Raw genomic sequence first — 23,832 nt, 5'->3', positions numbered from 1 at the left:
GTATGAATTGGGCTTCCGCTTTGGTTGAGCTCTCGTTTCCGTGGCTGGCGAAATTTTTGTTGCCCGGGCACTGCTGGGACAAGGGAATAACATCCCCGCCCCCAGCGTCTACCTGGACGTGAGGCATCATCCATCGGGAGGGACCATATGGACTCGCGCGTGATCAACGCTCTGGCGGCCGGTTCGGTTGCCACGTTCCTGTATCTTGGCTTCGGCGGGCTGGGCGCGGCCGCGACCGACGCCGATCCGGCGGCCTTGGTGAAGCAGCGTGAGCAGACGATGAAGAGCATGGGTGGCGGGATGCAGACCATCGCCAAGTTCGTGAAGGGCGAGGCCGGGTCCGCCGCCGACGTCCAGGCCGCGGTGGCCGCCATCACCGAAGCGTCGTCCAAGGACCCCGCCATGGTCTTCCCCCAGGGCACCGCGATCGGCACCGCCGACAGCCACGCCAAGCCGGAGCTGTGGCAGAACTGGCCGAAGGCGGTGGAGTACTGGAACGGCCTGAAGCCGGCGACCGCCAAGCTGACCGAGGCCGCCAACGCCGGCGACCGCGCGCAGATCGCCCAGGCCATGCAGGGCGTCTCCAAGGCCTGCGCCAACTGCCACGAAGACTTCCGCCAGAAGAAGCAGTGATGTCCCTTCGGGCCTCCGCAACAGCCGTCGTCATGGTCGCCGCGGTGGCGCTGGCCGCCGCCGCAGGCCTGCCCGGTGCGGACGCACGGGCGGCCGACGCGGACGCGGTGAAGCGCGGCGAGTACCTGTTCAACGCCGCGGGCTGCCTCGGCTGCCACACCGACGAGAAGGGCGGCGGCAAGCCGCTGGCCGGGGGGAGGGCGCTCGCCACTCCCTTCGGCACCTTCTACCCGCCGAACATCACGCCGGACCCGGAGCACGGGATCGGCCGCTGGTCGGACGCGGACTTCATCCGCGCCTTCCGCGAGGGCCGGGCGCCGGACGGCTCCTACCTGTACCCGGCTTTCCCATACCCCAGCTACACGCGGATGACCGACCGCGACCTGCTGGATCTCAAGGCCTATCTGTTCTCGCGGGAGCCGGTCGCGGCCGCGAATCGGCCGCATGACCTGTCGATGCCCTTCTCCTGGCGGTTCCTGCTGGCCGGCTGGCAGTGGCTGTACTTCGACAACCGCGGGCCGCGCCCCGACGATCCGGCGAAGCCGCCGGACTGGAACCGCGGGCGTTACGTGGTCGACGCGCTCGGCCATTGCGGGGAATGCCACACGCCGCGGACCACTTTCGGCGGGACGGAGGCCGACCGTTATCTCGCTGGCAACCCCAAGGGGCCGAACGGCGACAAGGTGCCCAACATCACGCCGCAGCCTCGGTTCGGCATCGGCGGCTGGACTCCCGGCGACATCACCCTGCTGCTGGAAACGGGGCTGACACCCGAAGGCGACGTCGTCGGCAACGCGATGGCGGAGGTGGTGCGGAACTCCACCTCGAAGCTGACGGCGGACGACCGCGCTGCCGTCGCCGGCTACCTGCAATCGTTGCCGCCGATCGGCCCGCCGCCCTGACCGGAACTGCCTCCAGTTTGGACCCCGAATGGGCGCGCCAAGTGGGCGCGAAGGCGGTGCTGATCGACCTTGCGGGTACCGTCCGGATCCATCGGCGGTGTTCTTTTTGTGTGATTTGTTCTGCTATCGTATGATTCGTCGGCGATCGGGCCGGCGATGACGCAGCGGTGATCCGGTGAACCAGGCCCTCTTGATCGGCGGTGTCGCGACGGTGCTGGCCGTCGGGGCGGCCGCCTACGTGTCGTTGACCCCTCCCGCGTCACCAATCGGCGGCAACACCGGAACGCCGGTGGCCCTGGGCACCGTTCCGGTCCCCGCCAAGCCAGCCGAGGTAAAGCCCGCCGACCAGAAAGCAGCAACGCCGGCCGGGCCGCGCTTCGACATCGTGCGCGTGGCGCCCGACGGCGCGACGGTCATCGCCGGCCGGGCCACGCCGGGCTCCTCGGTGGTCGTGCGCGACGGGGAGAAGGCGCTCGGGTCGGCCACCGCCGACGGGCGGGGCGAATGGGTGCTTCTGCCGGACCAGCCGCTGTCGCCCGGATCGCGCGAGTTGAGCCTCACGGAAAAGGCGCCCGGCAAGGCCGACCCGACTCCGGCGGACAAGGTGGTGGTCGTCATGGTTCCGGACCCGCCACCGGCGCCCGGCGGCGCCTCCTCCGACCAGCCCAATGGTCCGTTGGCTGGTCCGCTGGCCGTTGCCGTGCCGCGCGACGGCGTGGGGCCGAGCACCGTTCTCCAGGTGCCGAAGTCGGACGTGCCCGCAACGCGCGGCCTGTCGGTGTCCCCTCCGGTTCCGCCCGGCGGCGTGTCGGTCGAAAGCATGGACTACGACGCCGCGGGGCACGTCGCCATGGGCGGCCGGGCGCAGCCGGGAAGCGCCGTTCAGCTCTACCTCGACAACCTGCTGGTCGGCCGGGCGGCCACTGACCCGGACGGGCATTGGCGCCTCAGCCCCGACCGTCCGGTCAACCCCGGTGTCTACACCCTGCGCGCCGACCAGGTGACCGACTCGGGAAAGGTGACCGCCCGAGTCGAGCTTCCCGTGCAGGTGTCGGAAGTCCCTGCCAACCTGCCGGATGGTCGGTCGATGGTGGTTCAGCCCGGCAACAGCCTGTGGCGCATCGCCCGCGCCACCTACGGGCACGGCGTCCAGTTCACGCTGATCTACGAAGCCAACCGCAACCGGATCCGCGATCCGGACCTGATCTACCCCGGCCAGATCTTCGCGCTTCCCGTGTCGAACTGAACGGCCTGCGGCTCAGAGATAGGGCCCCAGCAGCTTTAGGAACGGGCGGGCCTCCTGCACGGCGAGAACGGTCTGGTGGATCAGATCCTCCGGCGACGCTTGCCCGTCGAACGTCTTTTCCGAAAACAGCAGGATCTTCTGCCCTTCCTGGACCACGAAGGCCACGTGCTGCAGGTTCTCGATGGCGCGCAGAACGGCCAGCAGATGGCGTCGGCGTTCGGGGGACTGCGCCGTGTAGGGGATGTGCCCCACCTCCGCCCAGACCTGCGAGCAGGATTTCTCCCCGTCGAAGCTGACGGCGATGCTGAAGGGCAGCCCCTCCGCCACAAAGTGCAGGCGGGCCGGGCGCGGCGGCTTGGCGATGCCCAGCACGCCTTCCGGCGTCATGCTGATGGAGCCGGGGCTGAAGGGCAGGGCCGTCTGCGCGACCTCCGCGAGCGACGGCATGGCCTGAAGGCGGGCGGCGGGAACGGACACGGGGGCTCGCTCATTCCTGTGGTTGACGTCCTGAGTCTCCGCCTCGCCTGCTAAAATTCTGTAAAGGGCGGGGGAGGGCGTCTAGAATGCGCCGCTCCAAACGATCCGAGGGTAAAGTTCCGGCGATGTCCGCCATCGATACCGTAGTCGTCCCCATCCACCGCGCCGGCTGGCCCTTCATCGCCGCTTTCGCCGTGGTTTCCCTGATCCTCGGGCTTGCGGTGGCAGCGCCGCTCGGCTGGCTGGGGCTCGTGCTGACCCTGTGGTGCGCGTATTTCTTCCGCGACCCCGACCGCGTGACGCCGACACGCCCCGGCCTGCTGGTCAGCCCGGCCGACGGCCGCGTCACGATGATCGTGCAGGCCGTCCCGCCGCCGGAACTCGGCATGGGCGACCAGCCGCGCACCCGCGTCAGCATCTTCCTCAACGTCTTCAACGTCCACGTCAACCGCGTGCCGGCCGACGGCACGGTGGTGGCGGCGGAGTACCACAAGGGGACATTCGTCAACGCCGCCCTGGACAAGGCCAGCGAGGAGAACGAGCGCGCCGCCTTCCGCCACCGCCTGCCGGACGGGCGGGAGATCGCCTACGTGCAGATCGCCGGCCTTGTCGCGCGCCGCATCCTCTACTGGGTGAAGGCCGGGCAGGAGGTGAAGGCGGGTGAGCGCTTCGGCCTGATCCGCTTCGGCAGCCGCACCGATGTCTACCTTCCGGACGGCGTGATGCCGCTGGTCTGCGTCGGGCAGACGGCCATCGGCGGCGAGACGATCCTGGCCGACCTGACTTCCGACGAGCCGCAACGACAGGGGGATGTGCGCCGATGAAACGGCCGCCCGTCTTCAAGCAGCCGGTCTTCAAGCCGGGCGTTTTCCGCAAGCGCCGCGCCCGGCGGCCCCACCCGCGGCTGAAGGGGTTGTCGATCAACCACCTGCTGCCGAACGTCCTGACGGTGCTGGCGCTGTGCTCCGGCCTGACCGCCATCCGCTTCGCCATGCACGAGCGGTGGGAGCAGGCGGTGATGTGCATCGTCATCGCCGCGGTCTTCGACGCGCTGGACGGCCGCATCGCCCGCCTGCTGAACGGGCAAAGCAAGTTCGGGGCGGAGTTGGACAGCCTGTCCGACGTCATCAGCTTTGGCGTCGCCCCGGCCTTCATGATGTACCTGTGGGCGCTGAACGGAGCGGGCAGCCTGGGCTGGATCGCGGCCATGGCCTACGCCGTGTGCGCGGCGCTGCGGCTGGCGCGCTTCAACTCGCGGCTGGGCGATGTGGACCTGCCGCCCTGGGCCTTCAACTACTTCACCGGCGTCCCCGCCCCGGCGGGCGCCGGGCTGGCGGTGCTGCCCATGGTCATCGGGTTCGAGGCCGGTCCGGCGGTCGCCGGCCATCCGGCCATCGTCGTGCCCTGGACCCTGCTCGTCGGCGGACTGATGGTCAGCACGCTGCCGACCTTCTCCGGCAAGGGCATGCGGGTGCCGACCCACTATGTGGTGCCGGCGCTGGTCGGGGTCGGGCTGCTCGCCGCCTCGCTGGTCAGCCAGCCCTGGTGGACGCTGGCCTTCGTCGGGCTGGTCTATATGGCGAGCCTGCCCTTCTCGATCGCCCAGTTCCGCAAGCTGCAGCGTGCCGCCCAGATGATGCAGGCGGTCGAGGAACCGGTCGTCGCCGAAGGCGCGGGGGCCGACGCCGCGGAGGCTGACGCGCTCCGCCCCGGCCCGGCCGCGTCCTCGCCCGAGGCGAAGACGACGACCGACTGACCACAGTGGCTCTGTTGGCTGCCGCTCAGTCCGCGGCGGCCGGCAGATCTTCGGCTGGCAGGTCGGCGGGAACGGTGCGGTCCATGACCGAAACCCGCGACACCATCGGGATTTGGCGCAGGCAGTTGCCGACGTGGTTCGATTCGGCCTGGACCATGCCGACGACCTCGACCTCCACGGCCAGACGGTCGCCGAGCAGATGGCTCGTCAGCGACAGCGGGACGAGGCCGCGCTTGGCGAACAGTTCCAGCACGCGCGGCAGGGTGCCGGGATCGGCATCGGCCTCCACGGCGAAGGCGACGCAGCGGTTGGGGTCGGTCGGACGGGATTCAGCGGCGGGGGCCGCCAGCATGACGGTGGTCATGGTTCACGCTTACCTGTGGATTGGGGGCCTGTGGATTGGGCCCCTGTCTGTTGGGTCGGAAACAGCGGACGAGCAAAAACCCCGGCTCTCAGGCGAGAACCGGGCTGCTAATTCGCAGACCCAGGGTAAGGTGACGTCCAGACATGCCGGGGAGCATAGGGCGCAACGAGCGGGCGGTCAATCTCTCCGCCACGCCGACGGGACGAGGACGGAACAGACGCGATGGATCACTCGGATCGGATCATCCGCCCGGCCATGGCCGACGACGCGCCGGAGATGGCGCGGCTGATCGACATGGCCGGCGGCGGTGTCTACGAATTCCTGCTGGACGGCTTGGTGCCCGGCCTGACGGCGGCGGAGATGCTGGTGCCGGGGCTGGCGGGATCGTCCGGCTCCTTCTCGCACCGTCATTCCGGCGTGGCGGAGGCCGATGGGCGGATCGTGGGGGTTGCCCACGCCTACCCGGTGGACTGGATGAGGGCGCAGGACTACACCGGCCTGCCGCCGGACCGGCTCGCCCACATGGCCGATTTCAGCCGGACCCAGGACTGGGGCAGCTATTTCCTGTCGGCCCTGGCGGTCGATCCGGACTGGCGCCGCCGAGGCATCGCCCGCAGTCTGCTCGCCTGGGTTTACAAGCGGGCGCGGACCGGCGGGTTCGACCGCGTCACCCTGCATGTCTGGGCCGACAACACGGAGGCGCAGCGGCTCTACGCCGCAGAAGGCTTCGAAGAGGTCGCCCGCGCCGATGTCCCCTGGCACGAACGTTTGCCGCACCGGGGTGGAAGCCTGCTGCTTCGGCGGCGGGTTTGAACCGAAGGAGTTCGACGGCTTCCATCAAACGCCTTCGGTTCAAACCCGACAGCACATGGCGCAGCCATGTGCGAAAGGGGCATACGGCCGGCCGATCATGAAACTTTTCATGCGCCGGCTGTCTGAGCGGACCCGGTCGCGACAGACATTCAGTGCTTCGGGCGGCGGCCGGATGAGGTGGTCGCATGAGACCAATAGCCGCATGGTCCAGGATCAAGCGTTGTCGAACGCCGCCGGACCTGTTGCTCCGGATCGTTCAATTTTCCGCAAAATTCCTTGAACTTGCTCTGGTTCGCGATTTTTGCGATCCGGATGGTCAAAGATTATCATGTTTGTGATCGAACAATTCTTTGCGTCCGATCAAGCATATTGCGAATGAATATCCTTTGTGGATTGTTGACGTCCCCATCGTCGGAAATTACCGTGGGGCTGAAGACGATCATCGTGAAGATGTTTTGACGCACCAGGACGATTAACCAAAAATTTACTTTCGAGAGAGACGCAATAATGCGACCGGAAAAAGACATGAACGCTATTTAATCTTAAGGTTTTCTGTGTATGATTTTATCTCATCTTGTGGTTGTCATTTTCGATAGAAATCAAGAAAATCCGTGATTTCCAAAAATCAAAAAGACGGGTGGGCGGAGACAAACGAAAACGCCTTTGGCCATGGTTTTCATTGATGAAGAAAACGCTGCTGAAAATCCTCCGGCTTCCGCACGGTCGCGGCAAGAACACCGCGTTGGTGTTGGATGGGCCGTCGCCAGCGCGGGAACGGACCTTCGCTTTCACCCGCGACCATCTCGATAAGCTTGACAAGCTCTTCGGTGAAATGGACGGGCGGTCGGTCGTCACGCTGGCACGGAGCGTCGAGCGGGGGGAGTTGGACGCCCTGTGCGAGGGGTTGGACCGGCAGCAGCTCCTCGCCACGCTGCGGCCGGCGCTGCGCCGCGAACAGGCTCCGCGGACACCCACCCTGTGGCGGCGGCTGTGCCGCCATGCGGAGCATTTCTTCGTCGACAAGATCCAGCATTTTCCCGGCGCGCATTGGCACATCGCACGGCCGCTGATCCGCGTCACCGAAGGACTGGTCGAAGCGCAACTGCCGCAATGGAACGGATTCAAGGACGATTACGCGCGGGCCACCACTCCGGAAGACCGCATCCTCGTCACCATCGACGCCGCCGAAGCGGTCAGCCGGCTGCTCCGCTCACCGAAGCGACCGGATTGGGAACCGGCCTTGGCCAAGGCCAGCGGCCAGTCCCTGGACCATGTCGCCGCCGGCTTGGACGCGCTGGCCGGCTGCTTCACCATGGCGCGCTGGTATTTCCACGCGCAACGGGCGGTCTTCTACCGAAGCGATGACGAAACCGACCTGATCTTCTTCCAGTCCGCGCGGGAAAAGCCGGTTTGGGAGGTCGACGAGCAGCAGATCGACGCGCTGTACCGCGTCCTCACCACCTTGTCGGAAGACGCGAAGGCCTACGCCCATTTCCTCCTGATCCAGCTGTCCGTCGACCTGAAGGACCGGGCGATCATCCTGACGATCGCACCGCCGGTCGTCCGGCACGAAATGACGGAAAAGCTGGAGCGGCCACCCTTCGGCGCGGTGATGGACTTCCTTGTGTCGAGCATCGAGAAAGGGGCGCGCGATTTCGTCACCGACGTCTCCCGCTGGCGCAAGATGGCGACGGACGACGCGGAATTCGCGGCCCTGACCGCAACCATCCTGTCCACCATCCAGGGGGTCGATCGGCAGATCCAGCATCTGAACCGGGTGGTGAAGATGCGCAAGGACAACGCCTTCGTGAAGCGCATCGAAAAGGCGCGCTTGGCGGTCGGCATGGCGGTCGCCGGCGTCCTGTTGCCGCGCTGCTTCGCCATCCTCGACGTGACCTTCGCCGACCGGACTCCGCTGGAGATCGGCACGACCGCCGAGGTGGAGAAGCTCCTGGCTTCCCTGCTGAACGTGTCGTGGCGGATGGCCGAAACGGGCGGGCAGAATCTCGCCGCCTCCAGCAGCAAGGAACAGGTGTTCGGCATCGTGTCCCGCGCCGCCGTCGCCTTCCGCCCGGCGCTGTTCAGGGCCAACCCAGGCGACGTTGGGCTTTTGGCCACCACGTTGGCCCACACGGCCTGCATCGCCGGCCGCCTTGGGGCCACCAGCACCATCAGCGAGATGCAGGACCGACTTGGCCCCATCTGGGAGAACGTCCCCCAGCTCTGGCCGTGCCGCGACGGCACGAAAACCTGCTGCCGGGCCTTCTCCCGGCCGGTGGTGTAGCCGCCGCCGGGGATGCTTGGAAACGCGAACGGCACCGGCCGGGGGGAGCCCCAACCGATGCCGTTCCGGAAGACCCCAGGTTACTTCCCGCCGGCCTTCAGCTGGTCGCGGGTCAGCCAGAAGACCTCGCCGAAGCTGTTGGCCGTCTCCACCCAGAAGAAGTCAAGGTCCGGGTATTCGGCTTCCAGGATCTCGCGGCCGGTGCCGAACTCGCACAGCAGGCCACCTTCCGGCGTCAGGTGCTTCGGCGCCTCCTTCAGGATGCGGCGGACGATGTCCAGCCCGTCCTCGCCCGAGGCCAGCGCCATCGTCGGCTCGTGCCGGAATTCCGGCGGCAGATTGGCCATGGCGTCGGCGTCGACGTAGGGCGGGTTGGTGATGATGACGTCGTACTTGCGGTTCTTCAGCGGCGCGAACAGGTCGCCATGGTGCAGGGCGATGCGGTCCTCATACCCGCTGTCGGCGACGTTGCGCTTCGCCACCTCCAGCGCGTCGGCGGACAGATCCACCGCGTCCACCTGCGCTTCCGGGAAGATGCGCGCGGCGAGGATGGCGAGGCAGCCGGAACCCGTGCAGAGGTCCAGCACCCGCTCCACCGCCGTCGGGTCCTCCACCAGCGTGAAGTCGTCGGTGTCGTCATCGCCGCTGTCGTCGCCACCGATGAGGCCGGAAAACAGGATCTCCCCGATGTAGGAGCGTGGGACGATCACCCGCTCGTCCACATAGAAGGGGATGCCCTGGATGTAGGCCTTGTTCAGCAGGTAGGAGGCGGGCTTGCGCGTGTCGACGCGGGCGTGCAGCAGGCCGGCGACCTTCTGCCGCTCCGCGCTGGTCAGCCGGGCGTCCAGATAGGGCTCCAGCTGGTCGATCGGCAGGTTCAGCCCTTCCAGCACCATGAAGACAGCCTCGTCGAAGGCGTTGCTGGTGCCGTGGCCATAGTCGATGTCCGCCTCGTTGAAGCGGCTGACGCCGTAGCGGATGAGGTCGCGGATGGTCCGCAGTTCGGCGGCGGCGTCCGCGGCGGTGATGCCCAGGGAATTTGTGGTCACTTACAGGATCTCCAGAACGCTTTCCGGCGGGCGGCCGACGCGGGCCTTGTCGCCCTTGACGACGATGGGGCGCTCGATGGCGCTGGGGTTGGCGACCATGGCGGCGACCAGCGCCGCGCCGTCCAGGTCCTTGGCGATCCCGGCCTCGGCGGCTTCCTTGGCGCGCAGGATGTCCCGCGGCCCCTTGCCCAGCTTGCCCAGGATGGCCGTCAGCTCGGCGGCCGATGGCGGGGTCTTCAGATACTCCACGACCGTGGGCTCGATGCCCTTGGAGCGCAGAAGCTCCAGCGTCTCGCGCGACTTCGTGCAGCGCGGGTTGTGATAGATGGTGACGTCGGTCATGCCGGGGGCCTTTCTTCGGGTCGCGGGCCTCATTCTCGCTGCGTCGAGAGATACCGCGCCCTGCGTTCCGCGCCAAGCCACATGCGGACGCGCCCCGCGCGTCGCGCCATTCCGCCATGCGAAAGGAGGCCCTGCGGCGCAACATCGCCTGCGTGACAAGGTCGGCTCTTGGTATTAATTTGCGCCCTCGCTGTTATGACGGCCCGCCGGGGCGGGCCTCCAGATGGACGGATGCCTGCCGTGACCAAGCTTTCGCTCTCCAAGGACAAGATCAACATCCTGCTGCTGGAAGGCGTCCACGACAACGCCATCAGCGAGCTTGAGCACGGCGGCTACGTGTCCGTCGAGCGGCTGCCGCGCGCCCTGGACGAGGCGGAGCTGCTGGAGCGCATCGGGTCCGTGCACATCCTGGGCATCCGCTCGCGCACCCACCTGACCGCCAAGGTGCTGGAAGCCGCGTCGAAGCTGATCTGCGTCGGCTGCTTCTGCATCGGCACCAACCAAGTGGACCTGAAGGCCGCCCGCCGACTCGGCATTCCCGTCTTCAACGCGCCGTATTCCAACACCCGTTCGGTGGCGGAGCTGGTGATCGGCGAGATCATCATGCTGATGCGCGGCATCTTCCCGAAGTCAAACCTGGTCCACGACGGCGGCTGGATGAAGTCGGCCAAGGACAGCTACGAGATCCGCGGCAAGACGCTGGGCATCGTCGGCTACGGCCACATCGGCACGCAGGTGTCGATCCTTGCCGAATCGATGGGCCTGAAGGTCCGCTACTTCGACGTGGTGAACAAGCTGGCGCTCGGCAACGCGCAGCCCTGCCACTCGCTGGAGGAGCTGCTGGCGGTGTCCGACGTGGTGACCCTGCACGTCCCCGACACGCCGCAGACCCGCAACATGATCGGCCCGGCGCAGCTTCGCGCCATGAAGAAGGGCAGCCACCTGATCAACGCCGCCCGCGGCCAGGTGGTCGACATCGAGGCGCTGGCCGGCGCGCTGAAGGAGCGCCACCTGATCGGCGCCGCCATCGACGTGTTCCCGAAGGAGCCGGGCAGCGACGCCGAGGTGTTCGAGAGCGCGTTGCGCGGCCTGGACAACGTGATCCTGACCCCGCACATCGGCGGCTCGACCATGGAGGCGCAGGCCAACATCGGCACCGAGGTGGCGCAGAAGCTGATCGAGTATTCCGACAACGGCTCGACCATGGGGGCGGTGAACTTCCCGCAGGTGGCGCTGCCCGTCCACGCCGGCTGCACCCGCTTCCTGCACGTCCACGAGAACCGTCCGGGCGTGCTGCGCAAGATCAACGAGGTCTTCTCCGGCCGCAACCTGAACATCGCCGCCCAGTACCTGCAGACCGACCCGGAGCTGGGCTACGTGGTAGTGGACGTGGACGGCGACGTGGACGAGAACGAGGTGGCGAACGATCTGCGCGCGATCGAGGGTACGCTGAAGGCGCGCTTCCTCTATCCGGGCAAGCCGGGCGGCTGCTGAAGCTTGGCCTGGAGCTGGGGCTGCGCGGGCTCGCGGTACCCCTTGCCGCAGGGCTTGCGGTGCGCCGGGGCGGCTCCGACATTCCGGGAATGATCCCGGGCGTCCTCCGTCGTCGGCTGCTCCTGCCGGCCTGCTTCGTCCTCCTCGGCGGGGCGGGCCTCCTGTCGGCTGCCCCGGCGGCGGCGCAGCAAGGGGGCGCCTGCCCCGAGTATGGCCCGACCCAGCTCAAGGTCGATGTCCTGACGGCGCCGCTGCGCCGGGACTACGGGCGGTCCATCAACCAGTTGGCCGGCATGCCCGGCCGTGCGCCGGGGCCGGCGGGGGCGTCGAACGGGCATATCCTCGGCCTGGCTCTGGTCAAGCACGGCGAGCGGTCCAACCTCGAAGCGCTGATCCAGCCGATGGGCGACGGGACCTTCTGCGTCACGCCGAAGCTCCTGACGGCCGGTTTCGGCTATGAGGAGCGGACCATCTACGTCGCCCGCGAGTTGCCGCAGAACAGCTGCATCTTCGGCGAGGTGCTGAGCCACGAGATGAAGCACATCGCCGTGGACGAGCAGCTGCTGCGCGAATACGCGCCGACGCTGAACCGCCGGCTGGAAGCCGTGGCGGCCCGGATGAAGCCGGTTCGCGCCCGTTCCAAGGACCAGGCGATGCGGGCGCTGCTGCTGCCGGTCAACAGCCTGCTCCGCCAAATGCTGCAGGAGTTCGGGCAGGAGCGGGAGCGGCGCCAGTCGCAGGTGGACACGTTGGCCGAATACGAACGGGTCAGCCGGTCCTGCAACGGCGAGATCAATCGGTATATCCCCAAGGGCAAGCGGCGGGTCTGACCCACCGGATTTAAACCTTCGTGTAGCGCGCCGGAGTTTCGGAACCCGGTCCCGGTGCCCTTGTTTGGCATTCGCACATCCGAAACTGCGAACAGCCGAAATGCCATTCCCCTGCATCGACGCCTGCATCGATGGGGCGCTGCCCGCGTCACGCCAGCAGCTGCCCTTCGACCACAGCCAGCGGGCGCTGGTGGTCGTGGCCCATCCCGACGACGAAACCATAGGAGCCGGCGCCCAACTCGGCCGCATCAATCGCATCCGCATCCTGCACACGACCGACGGCGCTCCCCGCACGGGCCCGGATGCGGAAGCCGCCGGCTGCACCACGGCCGCGGCTTACGCGGCGCTGCGCCGTACGGAGTTGGAGCGGGCCCTGGCCCTGGCCGGTGTCGCGCCGGACCGGCTCGACGGGCTGGGCTTCGCCGACCAGGGCGCCTCCTACCATCTGGCGGCGCTGACCCGGCTGGTGATGCACCGGATCGAGGACGAGCGGCCCGACGTGGTGCTGACCCACGCCTACGAAGGCGGGCATCCCGACCACGACGCCACCGCCTTCGCCGTGCACGCGGCCTGCACCCTGCTCGACGGCGTGGCCCCTCGGATCGTCGAGATGGCGGGCTATCACGGCGCGGGCGGGGAGGGCGGCACCGTCTTCCAAGACTTCCTGCCGCGGCCCGGCATCCCCGCCTGCACCGTGTGGCTCGATCCGGAAGACCGTGTGCTGAAGCGCCGGATGCTCGACGCACACGCCAGCCAAGCGCGCACGCTCGCCCCCTTTCGCGACGACGTGGAGCGATTCCGCCCCGCGCCGGCCTACGACTTCACGCGCCCGCCGCACGATGGCCCGCTGAACTACGACCGCTTCTCCTGGGGCATCACCGGGGAGCGTTGGCGCGCCCTGGCGGCGGAGGCCCTGCGGACCCTTGGACTGGCTGCCTCCGGCGGGGAGGGCGGCGGATGCCCTTGACCGTCCTGAGCGTCGCCTATCCCTTCGCGCCCGTCGGCCCCGACGCGGTGGGCGGGGCGGAGCAGGTGCTGTCCACGCTGGACCGCGCGCTGGTCGCCGCAGGCCACCGGTCGCTGGTGGTGGCCTGCGAGGGGTCCACGGTCGCGGGGACGCTGCTGCCGGTGCACGCGGTGGGCGGGCGCATCGACGAATCGATCCGGGCCGGCGTCCACGCCCAGGTGCGGCGGATCGTCCGCGCGGCGCTGGCGCGCTACCCGGTGGATCTCGTTCACCTGCACGGCATCGACTTCGCCAACTGCCTGCCGCCACCCGGCGTGCCGGCGCTGGCGACCCTGCACCTGCCGCCGGGCTGGTACCCGCCCGACGTCTTCGCCCCCGGCCGTCCCGACACGCATCTGGTCTGCGTCTCCGCCTCCCAGCACCGGGCCTGCCCGCGGAGCGCGCGGCTTCTGCCGCCGATTCCCAACGGCATCCCGCTGGGCCGCTTCGCCACGCGCTTGACCAAGCGCCGCTTCGCCCTGGCGCTCAGTCGGATCTGCCCGGAGAAGGGCATCCACACCGCCCTGGACTCGGCGCGACGCGCCGGCCTGCCGCTTCTGGTCGGCGGCCAGGTGTTCCCCTACGAGGCGCACGAGCGTTACTTCGCAGAGGAGGTGGAACCGCGTCTGATCGGGGGCAGCCGATTCCTTGGCCCGATTGGCGGCGCGCGCAAGCGGCGCCTGCTCGCCGCGGCGCGCTGCCTGCTGGTGCCGAGCGAGGCGCCGGAGACCAGCTCGCTCGTCGCCATGGAGGCGATGGCCAGCGGCACCCCGGTGGTCGCCTTCGGCAACGGCGCCCTGCCGGAGATCGTCGAACCCGGCGTCACCGGCTTCATCGTCGAGGACGCGGCCGCTATGGCCGATGCGGTCGCCGCGGCCGGCCGCCTCGACCCGGATGTCTGCCGCGCCGCCGCACGGGCGCGCTTCTCGGCGGAGCGGATGAGCAACGACTACCTCGACCTTTACGCCCGGCTGTCCCGCCGGACGGCGAACGCGGGAGCGGCCTGATGCCTTCGACTCCGATGCCGAACCCGATGCCGAACCCGATGCCATCGAACGGGAGCCTCAGGGCCATCGCGGCGACCAGTCCCGGCCCGGCCGCGTCCGGTGTCCGGATCGTCGCCGCGCGCAGTGAAGCGGCGCTGGAGGCGCTGGCCGCTCCGTGGGCTGCCCTGTGGGGCCGGGTTCCGAACGCCACGCCCTTCCAGCACCCGGCGTGGCTGATCCCCTGGTGGCGCGCCTTCGCCCATGGTGAGCTGTGGGTGCTGGCCCTGTACCGCCGCGTCCGTCTGGTCGGTGTGCTGCCGCTCTACCGGGAGGGCGACCGGCTGTTGCCGCTCGGTGCCGGGGTCACCGACCTGCTCGACGCGCTGGTGGAGCCGGACGTGCCGCTGGCCGAGGTGCTGGCCGCCATCCCGGACCTGACCGGTTGCGGCGCACTGGAGTTCCCCGCGTTGCCGCCGTGGTCGCGGCTGCTTCGCTTTGGCCCGCCGCCGGGCTGGCGTGAGTCCTGCGGGGCGACGGACGTCTGCCCATTCCTTCCCCTCGGTACAAAGGGGGAGCGCGACCTTGCCGCGGTGCTTCCCGCCTCGCAGGCGCGCAACCTCCGGCACACCGGGCGCCGGGCGGAGCGGGCCGGCGGAGTCGCCGTGGAGAACGCCACCCCGCACACCGCCGGCGGCATGCTGGAGGACCTGTTCGAGCTGCACGCCGCGCGCTGGTCAGGCCGTGGAGAGCCGGGGGTGCTGGCTGATCCGGCCGTTCAGGCCTTCCACCGCGCGGCCTTGCCCGCGCTGGCCGAGGCTGGCCTTCTGCGCATGCACCGGCTGCGCATCGGCGGGCGTCTGGCCGCGGTCCATTACGGGCTCGGCGACGGGCAGCGCACCTACTATTACCTGGGTGGCTTCGACCCGGAGCTTGCCGCCCAGGGGCCTGGCGTCCTCGCGGTGGGGCACGCCATCGCGCAGGCGTTGGCGGAGGGGGCCGCCGAGTTCCACTTCCTGCGCGGGCGCGAGGCCTACAAGTATCAATGGGGCGCGGTGGACCAGCCGAGCCTGACCCGCCGCTTCACGGCGGGAGGCGGCGCATGATCCGGCCGCTGGGTGTCCGCTGGACCATCGGCGACGTCAGCCCGCGCGGGTTCGAGGCGCTGCGGCTGTCGATCTGGGGCGCCTGGGGACTGTTCGGTCCGGAGGCACGCTATGCGGTGGTCGTGAACGGCATGGCTCCGGACGCCGCGCACGCACGCACCGGCCCGGTGCCGGACGCCGTGGCGTGGCAAACGGCGGGTGGGCTGCCGGACTTCCTCGACAACCACCTTGGCGGCGACATGGCGGAGGGGGTGGCCTGGAAGTTCGCCCCACTGCGCCTGTTCCCCGACCGCTACGAACTGTCGCTCGACAACGACTGCATCCTCTGGGACCTGCCCGTGGCCATGCGCGCTTGGCTGGAGGAGGCGGAGCCGCGCTGCCTGATCGCCGGAGATGTCACGCTGGCCCACGGCGCCTTCACCGCCTTCACCCGCGAGGAGCCGCGCAACGCCGGCATCCGCGGCCTGCCGCCCGGCTATGACCTCGGTGCGGCGTTGCGGTCGGTGCTGGAGGCGCACCCCGTCCCCCTCGCGTCGGAGCTCGACGAGCAGGGGCTCCAGGTCGTGGCGCTCGACCTCGACCGGCCGGCCCATGTGGTGTCCACCGCGGACGTGTCGATCTGTTCGCCCTTTTGGCCGAAGACTCCGGAACTCGGGCGGGTTGGCGCGCATTTCGTGGGGTTGAACGCGCACGCGCTGCCCTGGACCTACTATGACCGGTCGGCGACCGAGTGCGTGGTCGAGAACTGGACGCGGCACCGGCCGGAGCTGTACCGCCGCGTCGGCCTGATGGAGCCCGCCTTGCCCGATGGATGAGCCCGCCGAAATCGGCCCGGTGTTTGGGCGGGTGACCTTGAGCGTCCCCATGACCATTCGCCTCTGCACCGCGGCGGACTTGCCCGCGCTCGAATGGATGGGGCTCTACAGCCCGCACCGCGCCGTGATCCAGGAGGCCTTCGCGGCCCAGCAGCGGGGCGACGGGCTGATGCTGCTGGGGGTGACCGGCGGCTTCCCGGTCGGGCAGGTCTGGATCGACCTCGCGGCCAAGCGGGGAGAGAGGATCGCCGTCCTATGGGCGGTGCGCAGCTTCCACCCGCTGCACGGAACCGGCATCGGCGGTCACCTGATGGCCGTCGCCGAACTTCTGCTCCGCGAGCGCGGCGTCCGGCGCGCCGAATTGGGCGTCGAGCGCGGCAACAGCGCGGCCCGGTGCTTCTACCAGCGGCGCGGCTGGCGGGCCGAACGCCCATTCCGGGAAACCGTCCGCTTCACGACGCCGGACGGGGAGCCGGTCGAGCAGGCCCTGGACCTGATCCTGATGGTGAAGGACCTGGATTCCGACGAATGAAACCGACGAATGAAACATTGTGCAACGTTTTTTCGATGATGTTTCATGGACGCGGATGCTGGGCGCGGATCGGCCGTTGATGTAGGAATTTTAACCTTTTGGGTTGGGGCGGGTCAAGCACCGGTGGTGCAGGATCCGTAGGTTGGGTTGTGCCGGTGATGCAGCCGTGCAACCCTGATTGGGAAAACGGACGCTGTTCGACAAAAACGTGCGATTTGTCTCAAATCGACGGTAAAAGTGCCGACCTATCCGTTTGCTCAGTCGCTCAGGTGCATGGTGCAGGTTCGGCTCGACGACGAGGCGTCGCTGTGCTCGATCGGCATTCTTGCCGAGGCGGTCGAGCACATCTGCGTCAAGGGAGTGCTGGAGTTGCGCATGCTGCGCAACGCCTTGCGTGAGGCGACCGCAAACCCGACGCCGGACGCGGTGAAGACGGCCTTCGGCATGTTCGCCCGCGTCGACCGCGACTTCCGCCGCATGATCGCGCACGAGGCGCTGACGCTGGCCGCCCAACGCCGGGGGCAGTACGGGCCGAAGGTCCGCACCATCCGGCGGACGCGGGTGGGGCCGGGGTGATCCACGTCGCGGCCCGCTGAAAGCCGGCCTGTCGAAAGTCGCGGAAGTCGCCGGTTTTTGTCGACGTTTGCGGCAAATTGTCCATGCCGTCTCACGGTTGGCGGGTGCTAACGTCCGGGCGCCCTTTGTGGTCAGCCCGCCCGTTCGCCCGACAGCAAGGCCAGCATGCAAACGTCTGCGCGATTCCCGTGGAAGGATGAGTACACCGTCGGGAACGAGTTCATCGATTCCCAACACCGGACGCTTTTGGAACTGTCGGACCTTCTGCACGTCGCGGTGAACGCCGGCCAGGGCTACCGCATCATCCAGAACGCCTACGCGGCGCTGGTCAAATACACGCAGGAGCATTTCCTGGCCGAGGAGCGCTTCTGGGGCACGGCGAAGAGCAAATCGACCCAACAGCACCGCGCCGTGCACCGGGCCATCGCGGCGGAACTGGCCGATTTGCGGCAGGAGGGCGAATTCGGCGTCGTCTTCTGCACACCCAACGAGCTGTCGAACTGGGTCGAGCACCGGCTGATCGCCCACTTCATCGAAGAGGACCAGAACGCCTACCGCGCCCTGCCCAGGCCGGGCCGGAAGGCGAAGGGATAACGGACCGCCGCGCACACAACCCAATCGCAGGTTGGACAACGTACATCGCCTTCGCGGCGGAACGGTCGCCCGCTTGAGCGGTTTATGTCGGTGCACGGGGGCATTCGCCCCCTTCCCGGTTCCCATTCCGGAGTGGCGGCAGCGGCATGAAGAGCTTGGACAACGGACGGATCGATCGCTCGGATTCGCTCTGGTACAAGGACGCGATCATCTACCAGCTGCACGTTAAGGCGTATTTCGACGCCGATAACGACGGCATCGGCGATTTCGCCGGACTGACGCAGAAGCTGGACTACATCCAGGACCTGGGCGTCACGACGCTCTGGCTGCTGCCCTTCTACCCCTCGCCGCTGCGCGACGACGGGTACGACATCGCCGACTACAAGGCGGTCAACCCGTCCTATGGCAATTTGCAGGACTTCAAGCGGTTCCTGCGCGAATGCCACGACCGCGGCCTGCGGGTCATCACCGAGCTGGTCATCAACCACACGTCCGACCAGCACCCGTGGTTCCAGCGCGCCCGGCAGGCCAAGCCGGGGTCGAACCACCGCAATTTCTACGTCTGGTCCGACACCGACCAGAAGTACCAGGGCACGCGCATCATCTTCTGCGATACGGAGAAGTCCAACTGGACCTGGGATCCGGAGGCGCAGGCCTATTTCTGGCACCGCTTCTACGCGCACCAGCCGGACCTGAACTTCGACAATCCGAAGGTCCTTCAGGAAGTGCTGAACGTCATGCGCTTCTGGCTGGACATGGGGGTGGACGGGCTGCGGCTCGACGCCGTGCCCTACCTGAAGGAGCGCGAGGGCACCAACAACGAGAACCTGCCCGAGACGCACGAGGTGCTGAAAGCCATCCGGACGGAGATCGACAAGGGCTACAACGACCGCATGCTGCTGGCCGAAGCCAACCAGTGGCCGGAAGACGTGCTGCCCTATTTCGGCGATCCGGAAAAGGGCGGGGACGAATGCCACATGGCGTTCCACTTCCCGCTGATGCCGCGCATCTACATGGCGGTTGCCATGGAGGACCGGCACCCCATCGCCGACATCATGCGCCAGACGCCGGACATCCCGGATCTGTGCCAGTGGGCGGTCTTCCTGCGCAACCACGACGAGCTGACGCTGGAGATGGTGACCGACAAGGAGCGGGACTATCTCTGGGACTTCTACGCCGCCGACCGGCGCATGCGCATCAACCTGGGCATCCGCCGGCGTCTCGCCCCGCTGTTGCAAAACGACCGCCGCAAGATCGAGCTGCTGAAGAGCCTCTTGATGTCGATGCCCGGCACGCCGGTGCTGTATTACGGCGACGAGATCGGCATGGGCGACAACATCTATCTCGGCGACCGTGACGGCGTGCGCACGCCGATGCAGTGGTCGCCCGACCGCAACGGCGGCTTTTCCCGCGCCGATCCGGCGCGGCTGTTCCTGCCGGCGATCCAGGACCCGATCTACGGCTTCCAGGCGATCAACGTGGAGGCGCAGCAGCGCAGCCCGTCGTCCCTGTTGAACTGGATGAAGCGGCTGATCACCGTGCGCCAGCAGCACAAGGCCTTCGGCCGCGGCAGCTTCCGCCTGCTCTACCCGGGCAACCGCAAGGTTCTGGCCTACCTGCGCTGCCACTCCACGGAGGAGGGGGAGGAGATCGTCCTCTGCGTCGCCAACCTGTCGCGCTCCGCCCAGGCGGTGGAGCTTGACCTGAAACAGTTCCGCGGCCGCGTGCCGGTGGAGCTGCTGGGTCGCACGGTCTTCCCGCCGGTCGGCGACCTGCCGTACCTGCTGACCATCCCGGCCTACGGCTTCTACTGGTTCGCGCTGGCCGCCGAGGCGCAGCTGCCGTCCTGGCACGAGACGACGCCGGAACCGGTGCCCGACCTGCTGACCGTGGTGGTGCGCGACGGCTGGCACAGCCTGATCAGCGGGCAGGCGCGGGAGGAACTGGCGCGCGACATCCTGCAAGCCTTCCTGCCGCAGCAGCGCTGGTTCGCCGCCAAGGACCGCCGCATCGAGCGGGCGCAGGTCCCCATGTTTGCCCGGCTGCCCGGACCGGGCGACGGCTTCATGCTGTCCTGGGCCGACGTGGATCTCGCCGGCGGGGGCCGGCAGTCCTACCTGCTGCCGCTCGCCATGAGTTGGGAGGAGAACGCCGGCAACGCCGGCTGGCCGCTGCTGCCCTACACGCTCGCCAAGGCGCGGCGCGGGCCGCGGACCGGCGCCATCGTCGACGCCGTGCAGACCGACGCCTTCACGCGCAGCCTGCTGGACGCGTTGCGCGAGGGGCGGGAGCTTCCGGCCTCCTCCGGCACGCTGCGCTTCACGCCGACGGCGCGTATGGCCGAGCTGACGCTGGGCGAGGATGCGGAGATCCGGCGCCTGGGCGTGGAGCAGAGCAACAGCTCCGTCCTGGTGGACAGCCAGGCGGTGCTGAAGGTGTTCCGCCGGCTGACACCCGGTTCGCACCCGGAGCTGGAGATGGGGCGTTTCCTGACCGAGGTGGCCCGGTATCCCAACACCCCGCCGCTGCTGGGCTCCGTGGAGCATGTGGCGGAGAACGGGACGCCGACGGCGCTGGTCGTCGTGCAGGGCTTCGTCCGCAACCAGGGCGATGGCTGGAGCAGCACGGTCGACTCGCTGGTGCGCGACTTGGACGACATCCGCCTGGGCGTCTCCCACGCCGGCGATGAGTCGACGACCGGGGAGCCCTTCGGCATCCACCTCGCCATGACGGCGACGCTGGGCCAGCGCACCGCCGAACTGCACTGCGCGCTGGCGCAGGGCACCGGCGACCCGGCCTTCGATCCGGAGCCGATCACCGCCGCCGACCTCAAGGGCTGGGCCGACGCCGCCCGTCGCCAAGCCGACGCCGCCTTCGCGGCGCTGCCCGGCGCGCTCGACCGCCTCACCCCGGCGGTGCGGGAGCAGGCGGAGGGGCTGCTCGCCCGCCGCGCCGAGGTGATGGACCGGCTGACCGAGCTGGCCGACACGCCGCCGCAGGGGCTGAAGACGCGCATCCACGGCGACTATCACCTGGGTCAGGTGCTGCGCGCCCAGAACGACTGGTACATCATCGACTTCGAGGGCGAGCCGGCGAAGTCGCTGGAGGAGCGCCGGGCCAAGCACAGCCCCTTGCGCGACGTGGCGGGCATGCTGCGCTCCTTCAACTATGCGGCCTGGGCGGCGCTGTTCCGCATCGACGAGGCGGCCGCGCTGGAGGGCACCGGCGCCGCGCTGGAAGCAGCACAGGATTGGGAGCGGCGCAGCACCCAGGCTTTCCTGGACGCCTACCGCGCCTCCATCGGCGGCTGCCCGAGTTGGCCCGCGGACGAAGCGGCGAGCCGGCGCCTGCTGGCCCTGTTCCTGATGGAAAAGGCGCTCTACGAGATCGCCTACGAGGCCGCGCATCGCCCGAGCTGGATCGGCATCCCGGTCAAGGGCGTGCTGGGCCTGCTCGACGGGACGGTGTGAACTCCCTCTTCCATCCCCGATGGGAGAGGGAGGGGCCCGCTGAAGGCGGGAGGGTGAGGGCAAGGTTTTCCCGAGAAACCAAGCCCTCACCCTCCCACGCCCTTGGGGCGTGGGTCCCTCCCTCTCCCGCCGGAGGCGTGCGAGGGTGTGGTCGCTGGTGTGACAAACGGCGTGGCGTTATGTTCACACCCCAAGAACGAAGGCAGGGGAAGAAGGGCAACCGATGCCGAACGACATCCGCACGGGAATCCGGCCTGAAACGCAGAAGGCGTCGCCGTTGCGCGGCGGCATCGAGGCGATCGTCCGCGCCGACCATGGCGATCCGTTCGCGATCCTGGGCATGCACCAGGACGGGGACGGCCGGCCGGTGGAGGTGCGGGCCTTCATCCCCGGCGCCGAGCGCGTCTGGGTGATCGACAGCGCCAGCGGCGATCCCGTCGCCGAGGCCGACCGGGTCCACGACGAGGGCTTCTTCCTGGCGACCATGCCGGAGCGGACGCAACGCTTCCGCTACCGCCTGCGCGTGCAGTTCCCGCTGGCCACCCAGGAGTTCGAGGACGCCTTCCGCTTTGGCAATGTGCTGGGCGAGCTGGACATCCACCTGCTGGCCGAGGGCACGCACCTGAAGAGCTACGAGCGGCTGGGCGCGCACCCGCGGGAGATCGACGGGGTCGCGGGCGTGGCCTTCGCGCTGTGGGCGCCCAACGCGCGGCGTGTCAGCGTGGTTGGCGACTTCTGCGACTGGGACGGCCGCCGCTTGCCGATGCGCAAGCGCACGGAAGCGGGCGTGTGGGAGATCTTCGTTCCCGGCGCCACCGCCGGCCAGCGCTACAAGTTCGAGATCAAGGGGGCCGGCGGTGACCTGCTGCCGCTGAAGTCCGACCCCTACGCCTTCCAGGCGGAGATGCGGCCGCAGACCGCGTCGGTCGTGCATGGCCTGCCCAAATACGGCTGGCAGGACCAGAGCTGGCAGCAGGCCCGCAGCCATTGCGCGGAGCGGACGGCGCCGATCTCCATCTACGAGGTCCATCTGGGATCCTGGGCGCGGGTGCCGGAGGAAGGCGATCGCTTCTTGACCTACCGGGAGCTGGCCGACCGGCTGGTCCCCTACGTGAAGGACCTAGGCTTCACTCACATCGAGATGCTGCCGATCACGGAGCATCCCTTCGACGGATCCTGGGGCTACCAGCCGATCGGGCTCTACGCCCCGACCAGCCGCCACGGCACGCCGGAGGACTTCAAGTATTTCGTGGACGCCTGCCACGCGGCGGGCATCGGGCTGCTGCTGGACTGGGTGCCCGGCCATTTCCCGACGGATCCGCACGGGCTGGGCTGGTTCGACGGCACGCACCTGTACGAGCACGCCGATCCGCGCCAGGGCTACCACCAGGACTGGAACACGCTGATCTACAATTTCGGCCGGACGGAGGTGCAGAACTTCCTGCTGGGCAACGCGCTGTTCTGGCTGGACCAGTACCGGCTGGACGGGCTGCGCGTCGACGCCGTGGCTTCCATGCTCTACCTCGACTACAGCCGCAAGGCCGGGGAGTGGATCCCCAACCAGTTCGGCGGGCGCGAGAACCTGGAGTCCATCGCCTTCCTGAAGCGGATGAACGAGCTGACCTACGGGCACCACCAGGGCATCATGACGGTGGCCGAGGAATCCACCGCCTGGCCGGCCGTGTCGCGGCCCGTCTATCTCGGCGGGTTGGGCTTCGGCTACAAGTGGAACATGGGCTGGATGCACGACACGCTGGAGTATATGGCGAAGGATCCCATCCACCGCCGTTACCATCACCACCAGCTGACCTTCGGCCTGATCTACCAGTTCTCGGAAAACTTCGTCCTGCCGCTCAGCCACGACGAGGTGGTGCACGGCAAGGGCTCGCTGATCAACAAGATGCCGGGCGACGACTGGCAGAAGTTCGCCAACCTGCGCGCCTATTACGGCTTCATGTTCGCCCATCCCGGCAAGAAGCTGCTGTTCATGGGCGGCGAGTTCGGCCAGTGGCGGGAGTGGAGCGAGGCCCGCAGCCTCGACTGGCACCTGCTGGAGGAGCCGCTGCATTTGGGGCTGCAAAGCCTTGTGCGCGACCTGAACCGCATGTACCGCGACCTGAAGCCACTGCACCAGACCGATTGCGACCCGGCCGGCTTCGAATGGATCGAGGCCAACGACAGCGACAACTCCGTGCTGGCCTTCCTGCGCAAGGAGACCGACGACCCCGAGCACCAAGTGGTCGTGGTGTGCAACTTCACGCCGATCCCGCGGCACGGCTACCGTGTGGGTGTCGCGCTGCCGGGGCGGTATGAGGAGGTGGTGAACACCGACGCGACGGAGTATGGCGGTAGCGGGGTGGGCAACCCCGACGGCATCGAGTCCGAGGAAACCGCCTGGCACGGCCGCCCGCACTCCATCAACGTGACCCTGCCGCCCCTGGGCACCGTGGTGTTGGAGCGGAAGGCGGGGTAGGGGCCGCCGCTTCCTTCCACCTGTTCCTTCTCCCCTCCGGGGAGAAGGTTAGGATGAGGGGGCGCCCGAAGGGCGGACAAGCGCTGC

General features: G+C 68.4%; 22 protein-coding genes. 18 read left to right on the top strand and 4 right to left on the bottom strand.

All coding sequences use genetic code 11. From position 1 onward, the window contains the following. Positions 1-147: 147 nt before the first annotated feature. The 3 genes from M2351_RS09720 to M2351_RS09710 all read left to right on the top strand — a co-directional run bounded on the left by M2351_RS09720 (position 148) and on the right by M2351_RS09710 (position 2,781). Positions 148-633, top strand: coding sequence for a c-type cytochrome (locus M2351_RS09720; RefSeq protein ID WP_264655893.1), 486 nt, complete (start codon positions 148-150; stop codon positions 631-633). Further along, positions 633-1,535 carry a c-type cytochrome gene (locus tag M2351_RS09715; RefSeq protein WP_264655892.1) on the top strand — a complete coding sequence of 301 codons (903 nt, stop codon included), beginning with the start codon at positions 633-635 and terminating at the stop codon, positions 1,533-1,535. The genes M2351_RS09720 and M2351_RS09715 overlap by 1 nt, the downstream gene beginning before the upstream one ends. A gap of 175 nt (positions 1,536-1,710) precedes the next feature. Continuing rightward, on the top strand, positions 1,711-2,781 hold the full coding sequence (locus M2351_RS09710) for a LysM peptidoglycan-binding domain-containing protein (protein ID WP_264655891.1): 1,071 nt from the start codon (positions 1,711-1,713) through the stop codon (positions 2,779-2,781). A gap of 12 nt (positions 2,782-2,793) precedes the next feature. Here the strand turns inward: M2351_RS09710 and M2351_RS09705 are convergent, their stop codons facing one another. Next, a complete protein-coding gene (locus tag M2351_RS09705) occupies positions 2,794-3,258 on the bottom strand; it encodes a hypothetical protein (RefSeq protein WP_264655890.1) in 465 nt (154 codons plus the stop codon). 125 nt (positions 3,259-3,383) lie between these two features. Between M2351_RS09705 and M2351_RS09700 the strand changes: the two genes are divergently transcribed. Further along, on the top strand, positions 3,384-4,082 hold the full coding sequence (locus tag M2351_RS09700; protein ID WP_406567373.1) for a phosphatidylserine decarboxylase: 699 nt from the start codon (positions 3,384-3,386) through the stop codon (positions 4,080-4,082). After that, on the top strand, positions 4,079-5,014 hold the full coding sequence (pssA, locus tag M2351_RS09695; protein ID WP_264655888.1) for a CDP-diacylglycerol--serine O-phosphatidyltransferase: 936 nt from the start codon (positions 4,079-4,081) through the stop codon (positions 5,012-5,014). Before M2351_RS09700 ends, pssA begins: the two co-directional genes overlap by 4 nt. Positions 5,015-5,039: 25 nt before the next feature. Here pssA and M2351_RS09690 read toward each other — a convergent pair whose 3' ends face one another. After that, positions 5,040-5,378: a hypothetical protein gene (locus tag M2351_RS09690; RefSeq protein ID WP_264655887.1), complete on the bottom strand. Its 339-nt coding sequence runs from the start codon at positions 5,376-5,378 to the stop codon at positions 5,040-5,042. Between the two features lie 222 nt (positions 5,379-5,600). On the opposite strand from M2351_RS09690, the gene M2351_RS09685 reads away from it, so the two are divergent. Both M2351_RS09685 and M2351_RS09680 read left to right on the top strand, forming a co-directional pair. After that, on the top strand, positions 5,601-6,191 hold the full coding sequence (locus M2351_RS09685; protein WP_264655886.1) for a GNAT family N-acetyltransferase: 591 nt from the start codon (positions 5,601-5,603) through the stop codon (positions 6,189-6,191). 682 nt (positions 6,192-6,873) lie between these two features. Then, positions 6,874-8,475: a hypothetical protein gene (locus M2351_RS09680; protein WP_264655885.1), complete on the top strand. Its 1,602-nt coding sequence runs from the start codon at positions 6,874-6,876 to the stop codon at positions 8,473-8,475. Positions 8,476-8,555: 80 nt separating this feature from the next. On the opposite strand, the gene prmB is transcribed toward M2351_RS09680, so the two are convergent. Together prmB and arsC are read right to left on the bottom strand one after the other, a co-directional pair. Next, positions 8,556-9,524, bottom strand: a complete 969-nt coding sequence (prmB, locus tag M2351_RS09675) for a 50S ribosomal protein L3 N(5)-glutamine methyltransferase (RefSeq protein ID WP_264655884.1) — start codon at positions 9,522-9,524, stop codon at positions 8,556-8,558. After that, entirely contained in the window at positions 9,525-9,866 is a 342-nt protein-coding gene (gene arsC, locus M2351_RS09670) for an arsenate reductase (glutaredoxin) (RefSeq protein WP_264655883.1), read from the bottom strand. 240 nt (positions 9,867-10,106) lie between these two features. Between arsC and serA the strand changes: the two genes are divergently transcribed. The 11 genes from serA (at position 10,107) to glgB (ending at position 23,745) form a co-directional block, all read left to right on the top strand. Then, positions 10,107-11,360 carry a phosphoglycerate dehydrogenase gene (serA, locus tag M2351_RS09665; protein WP_454464584.1) on the top strand — a complete coding sequence of 418 codons (1,254 nt, stop codon included), beginning with the start codon at positions 10,107-10,109 and terminating at the stop codon, positions 11,358-11,360. A gap of 89 nt (positions 11,361-11,449) precedes the next feature. After that, entirely contained in the window at positions 11,450-12,190 is a 741-nt protein-coding gene (locus M2351_RS09660) for a hypothetical protein (RefSeq protein WP_264655881.1), read from the top strand. A 100-nt stretch (positions 12,191-12,290) separates the two neighbouring features. Beyond that, positions 12,291-13,157 (top strand): PIG-L deacetylase family protein, encoded by an 867-nt coding sequence (locus M2351_RS09655; RefSeq protein WP_264655880.1) that lies wholly within the window; start codon positions 12,291-12,293, stop codon positions 13,155-13,157. Further along, positions 13,148-14,203, top strand: coding sequence for a glycosyltransferase (locus M2351_RS09650; protein ID WP_264655879.1), 1,056 nt, complete (start codon positions 13,148-13,150; stop codon positions 14,201-14,203). Before M2351_RS09655 ends, M2351_RS09650 begins: the two co-directional genes overlap by 10 nt. Further along, positions 14,203-15,285, top strand: a complete 1,083-nt coding sequence (locus tag M2351_RS09645) for a GNAT family N-acetyltransferase (protein ID WP_264655878.1) — start codon at positions 14,203-14,205, stop codon at positions 15,283-15,285. Before M2351_RS09650 ends, M2351_RS09645 begins: the two co-directional genes overlap by 1 nt. Then, on the top strand, positions 15,282-16,100 hold the full coding sequence (locus tag M2351_RS09640; protein ID WP_264655877.1) for a hypothetical protein: 819 nt from the start codon (positions 15,282-15,284) through the stop codon (positions 16,098-16,100). The genes M2351_RS09645 and M2351_RS09640 overlap by 4 nt, the downstream gene beginning before the upstream one ends. A 49-nt stretch (positions 16,101-16,149) precedes the next feature. Next, positions 16,150-16,632 carry a GNAT family N-acetyltransferase gene (locus tag M2351_RS09635; RefSeq protein ID WP_264655876.1) on the top strand — a complete coding sequence of 161 codons (483 nt, stop codon included), beginning with the start codon at positions 16,150-16,152 and terminating at the stop codon, positions 16,630-16,632. A 237-nt stretch (positions 16,633-16,869) separates the two neighbouring features. Beyond that, entirely contained in the window at positions 16,870-17,208 is a 339-nt protein-coding gene (locus M2351_RS09630; protein ID WP_264655875.1) for a hypothetical protein, read from the top strand. A gap of 165 nt (positions 17,209-17,373) precedes the next feature. After that, positions 17,374-17,802, top strand: coding sequence for a bacteriohemerythrin (locus M2351_RS09625; RefSeq protein WP_264655874.1), 429 nt, complete (start codon positions 17,374-17,376; stop codon positions 17,800-17,802). 146 nt (positions 17,803-17,948) lie between these two features. Further along, positions 17,949-21,272 carry a maltose alpha-D-glucosyltransferase gene (gene treS, locus M2351_RS09620; protein ID WP_264655873.1) on the top strand — a complete coding sequence of 1,108 codons (3,324 nt, stop codon included), beginning with the start codon at positions 17,949-17,951 and terminating at the stop codon, positions 21,270-21,272. A gap of 223 nt (positions 21,273-21,495) precedes the next feature. Next, positions 21,496-23,745 carry a 1,4-alpha-glucan branching protein GlgB gene (glgB, locus tag M2351_RS09615; protein WP_264655872.1) on the top strand — a complete coding sequence of 750 codons (2,250 nt, stop codon included), beginning with the start codon at positions 21,496-21,498 and terminating at the stop codon, positions 23,743-23,745. Positions 23,746-23,832 lie beyond the last annotated feature (87 nt).

Source organism: Azospirillum canadense (assembly GCF_025961225.1).
GTDB classification, from domain to species: Bacteria; Pseudomonadota; Alphaproteobacteria; order Azospirillales; family Azospirillaceae; genus Azospirillum; species Azospirillum canadense.
This window is presented reverse-complemented; position numbering and strand designations above follow the sequence as displayed.

Coding starts and splice junctions, on each gene's coding strand:
- M2351_RS09720 (WP_264655893.1), top strand. CDS start 148: ATGGACTCGCGCGTGATCAACGCTCTGGCGGCCGGTTCGGTTGCCACG.
- M2351_RS09715 (WP_264655892.1), top strand. CDS start 633: ATGTCCCTTCGGGCCTCCGCAACAGCCGTCGTCATGGTCGCCGCGGTG.
- M2351_RS09700 (WP_406567373.1), top strand. CDS start 3,384: ATGTCCGCCATCGATACCGTAGTCGTCCCCATCCACCGCGCCGGCTGG.
- pssA (WP_264655888.1), top strand. CDS start 4,079: ATGAAACGGCCGCCCGTCTTCAAGCAGCCGGTCTTCAAGCCGGGCGTT.
- M2351_RS09690 (WP_264655887.1), bottom strand. CDS start 5,378: ATGACCACCGTCATGCTGGCGGCCCCCGCCGCTGAATCCCGTCCGACC.
- M2351_RS09685 (WP_264655886.1), top strand. CDS start 5,601: ATGGATCACTCGGATCGGATCATCCGCCCGGCCATGGCCGACGACGCG.
- M2351_RS09680 (WP_264655885.1), top strand. CDS start 6,874: ATGAAGAAAACGCTGCTGAAAATCCTCCGGCTTCCGCACGGTCGCGGC.
- arsC (WP_264655883.1), bottom strand. CDS start 9,866: ATGACCGACGTCACCATCTATCACAACCCGCGCTGCACGAAGTCGCGC.
- M2351_RS09660 (WP_264655881.1), top strand. CDS start 11,450: ATGATCCCGGGCGTCCTCCGTCGTCGGCTGCTCCTGCCGGCCTGCTTC.
- M2351_RS09655 (WP_264655880.1), top strand. CDS start 12,291: ATGCCATTCCCCTGCATCGACGCCTGCATCGATGGGGCGCTGCCCGCG.
- M2351_RS09650 (WP_264655879.1), top strand. CDS start 13,148: ATGCCCTTGACCGTCCTGAGCGTCGCCTATCCCTTCGCGCCCGTCGGC.
- M2351_RS09645 (WP_264655878.1), top strand. CDS start 14,203: ATGCCTTCGACTCCGATGCCGAACCCGATGCCGAACCCGATGCCATCG.
- M2351_RS09640 (WP_264655877.1), top strand. CDS start 15,282: ATGATCCGGCCGCTGGGTGTCCGCTGGACCATCGGCGACGTCAGCCCG.
- M2351_RS09635 (WP_264655876.1), top strand. CDS start 16,150: ATGACCATTCGCCTCTGCACCGCGGCGGACTTGCCCGCGCTCGAATGG.
- M2351_RS09625 (WP_264655874.1), top strand. CDS start 17,374: ATGCAAACGTCTGCGCGATTCCCGTGGAAGGATGAGTACACCGTCGGG.
- treS (WP_264655873.1), top strand. CDS start 17,949: ATGAAGAGCTTGGACAACGGACGGATCGATCGCTCGGATTCGCTCTGG.
- glgB (WP_264655872.1), top strand. CDS start 21,496: ATGCCGAACGACATCCGCACGGGAATCCGGCCTGAAACGCAGAAGGCG.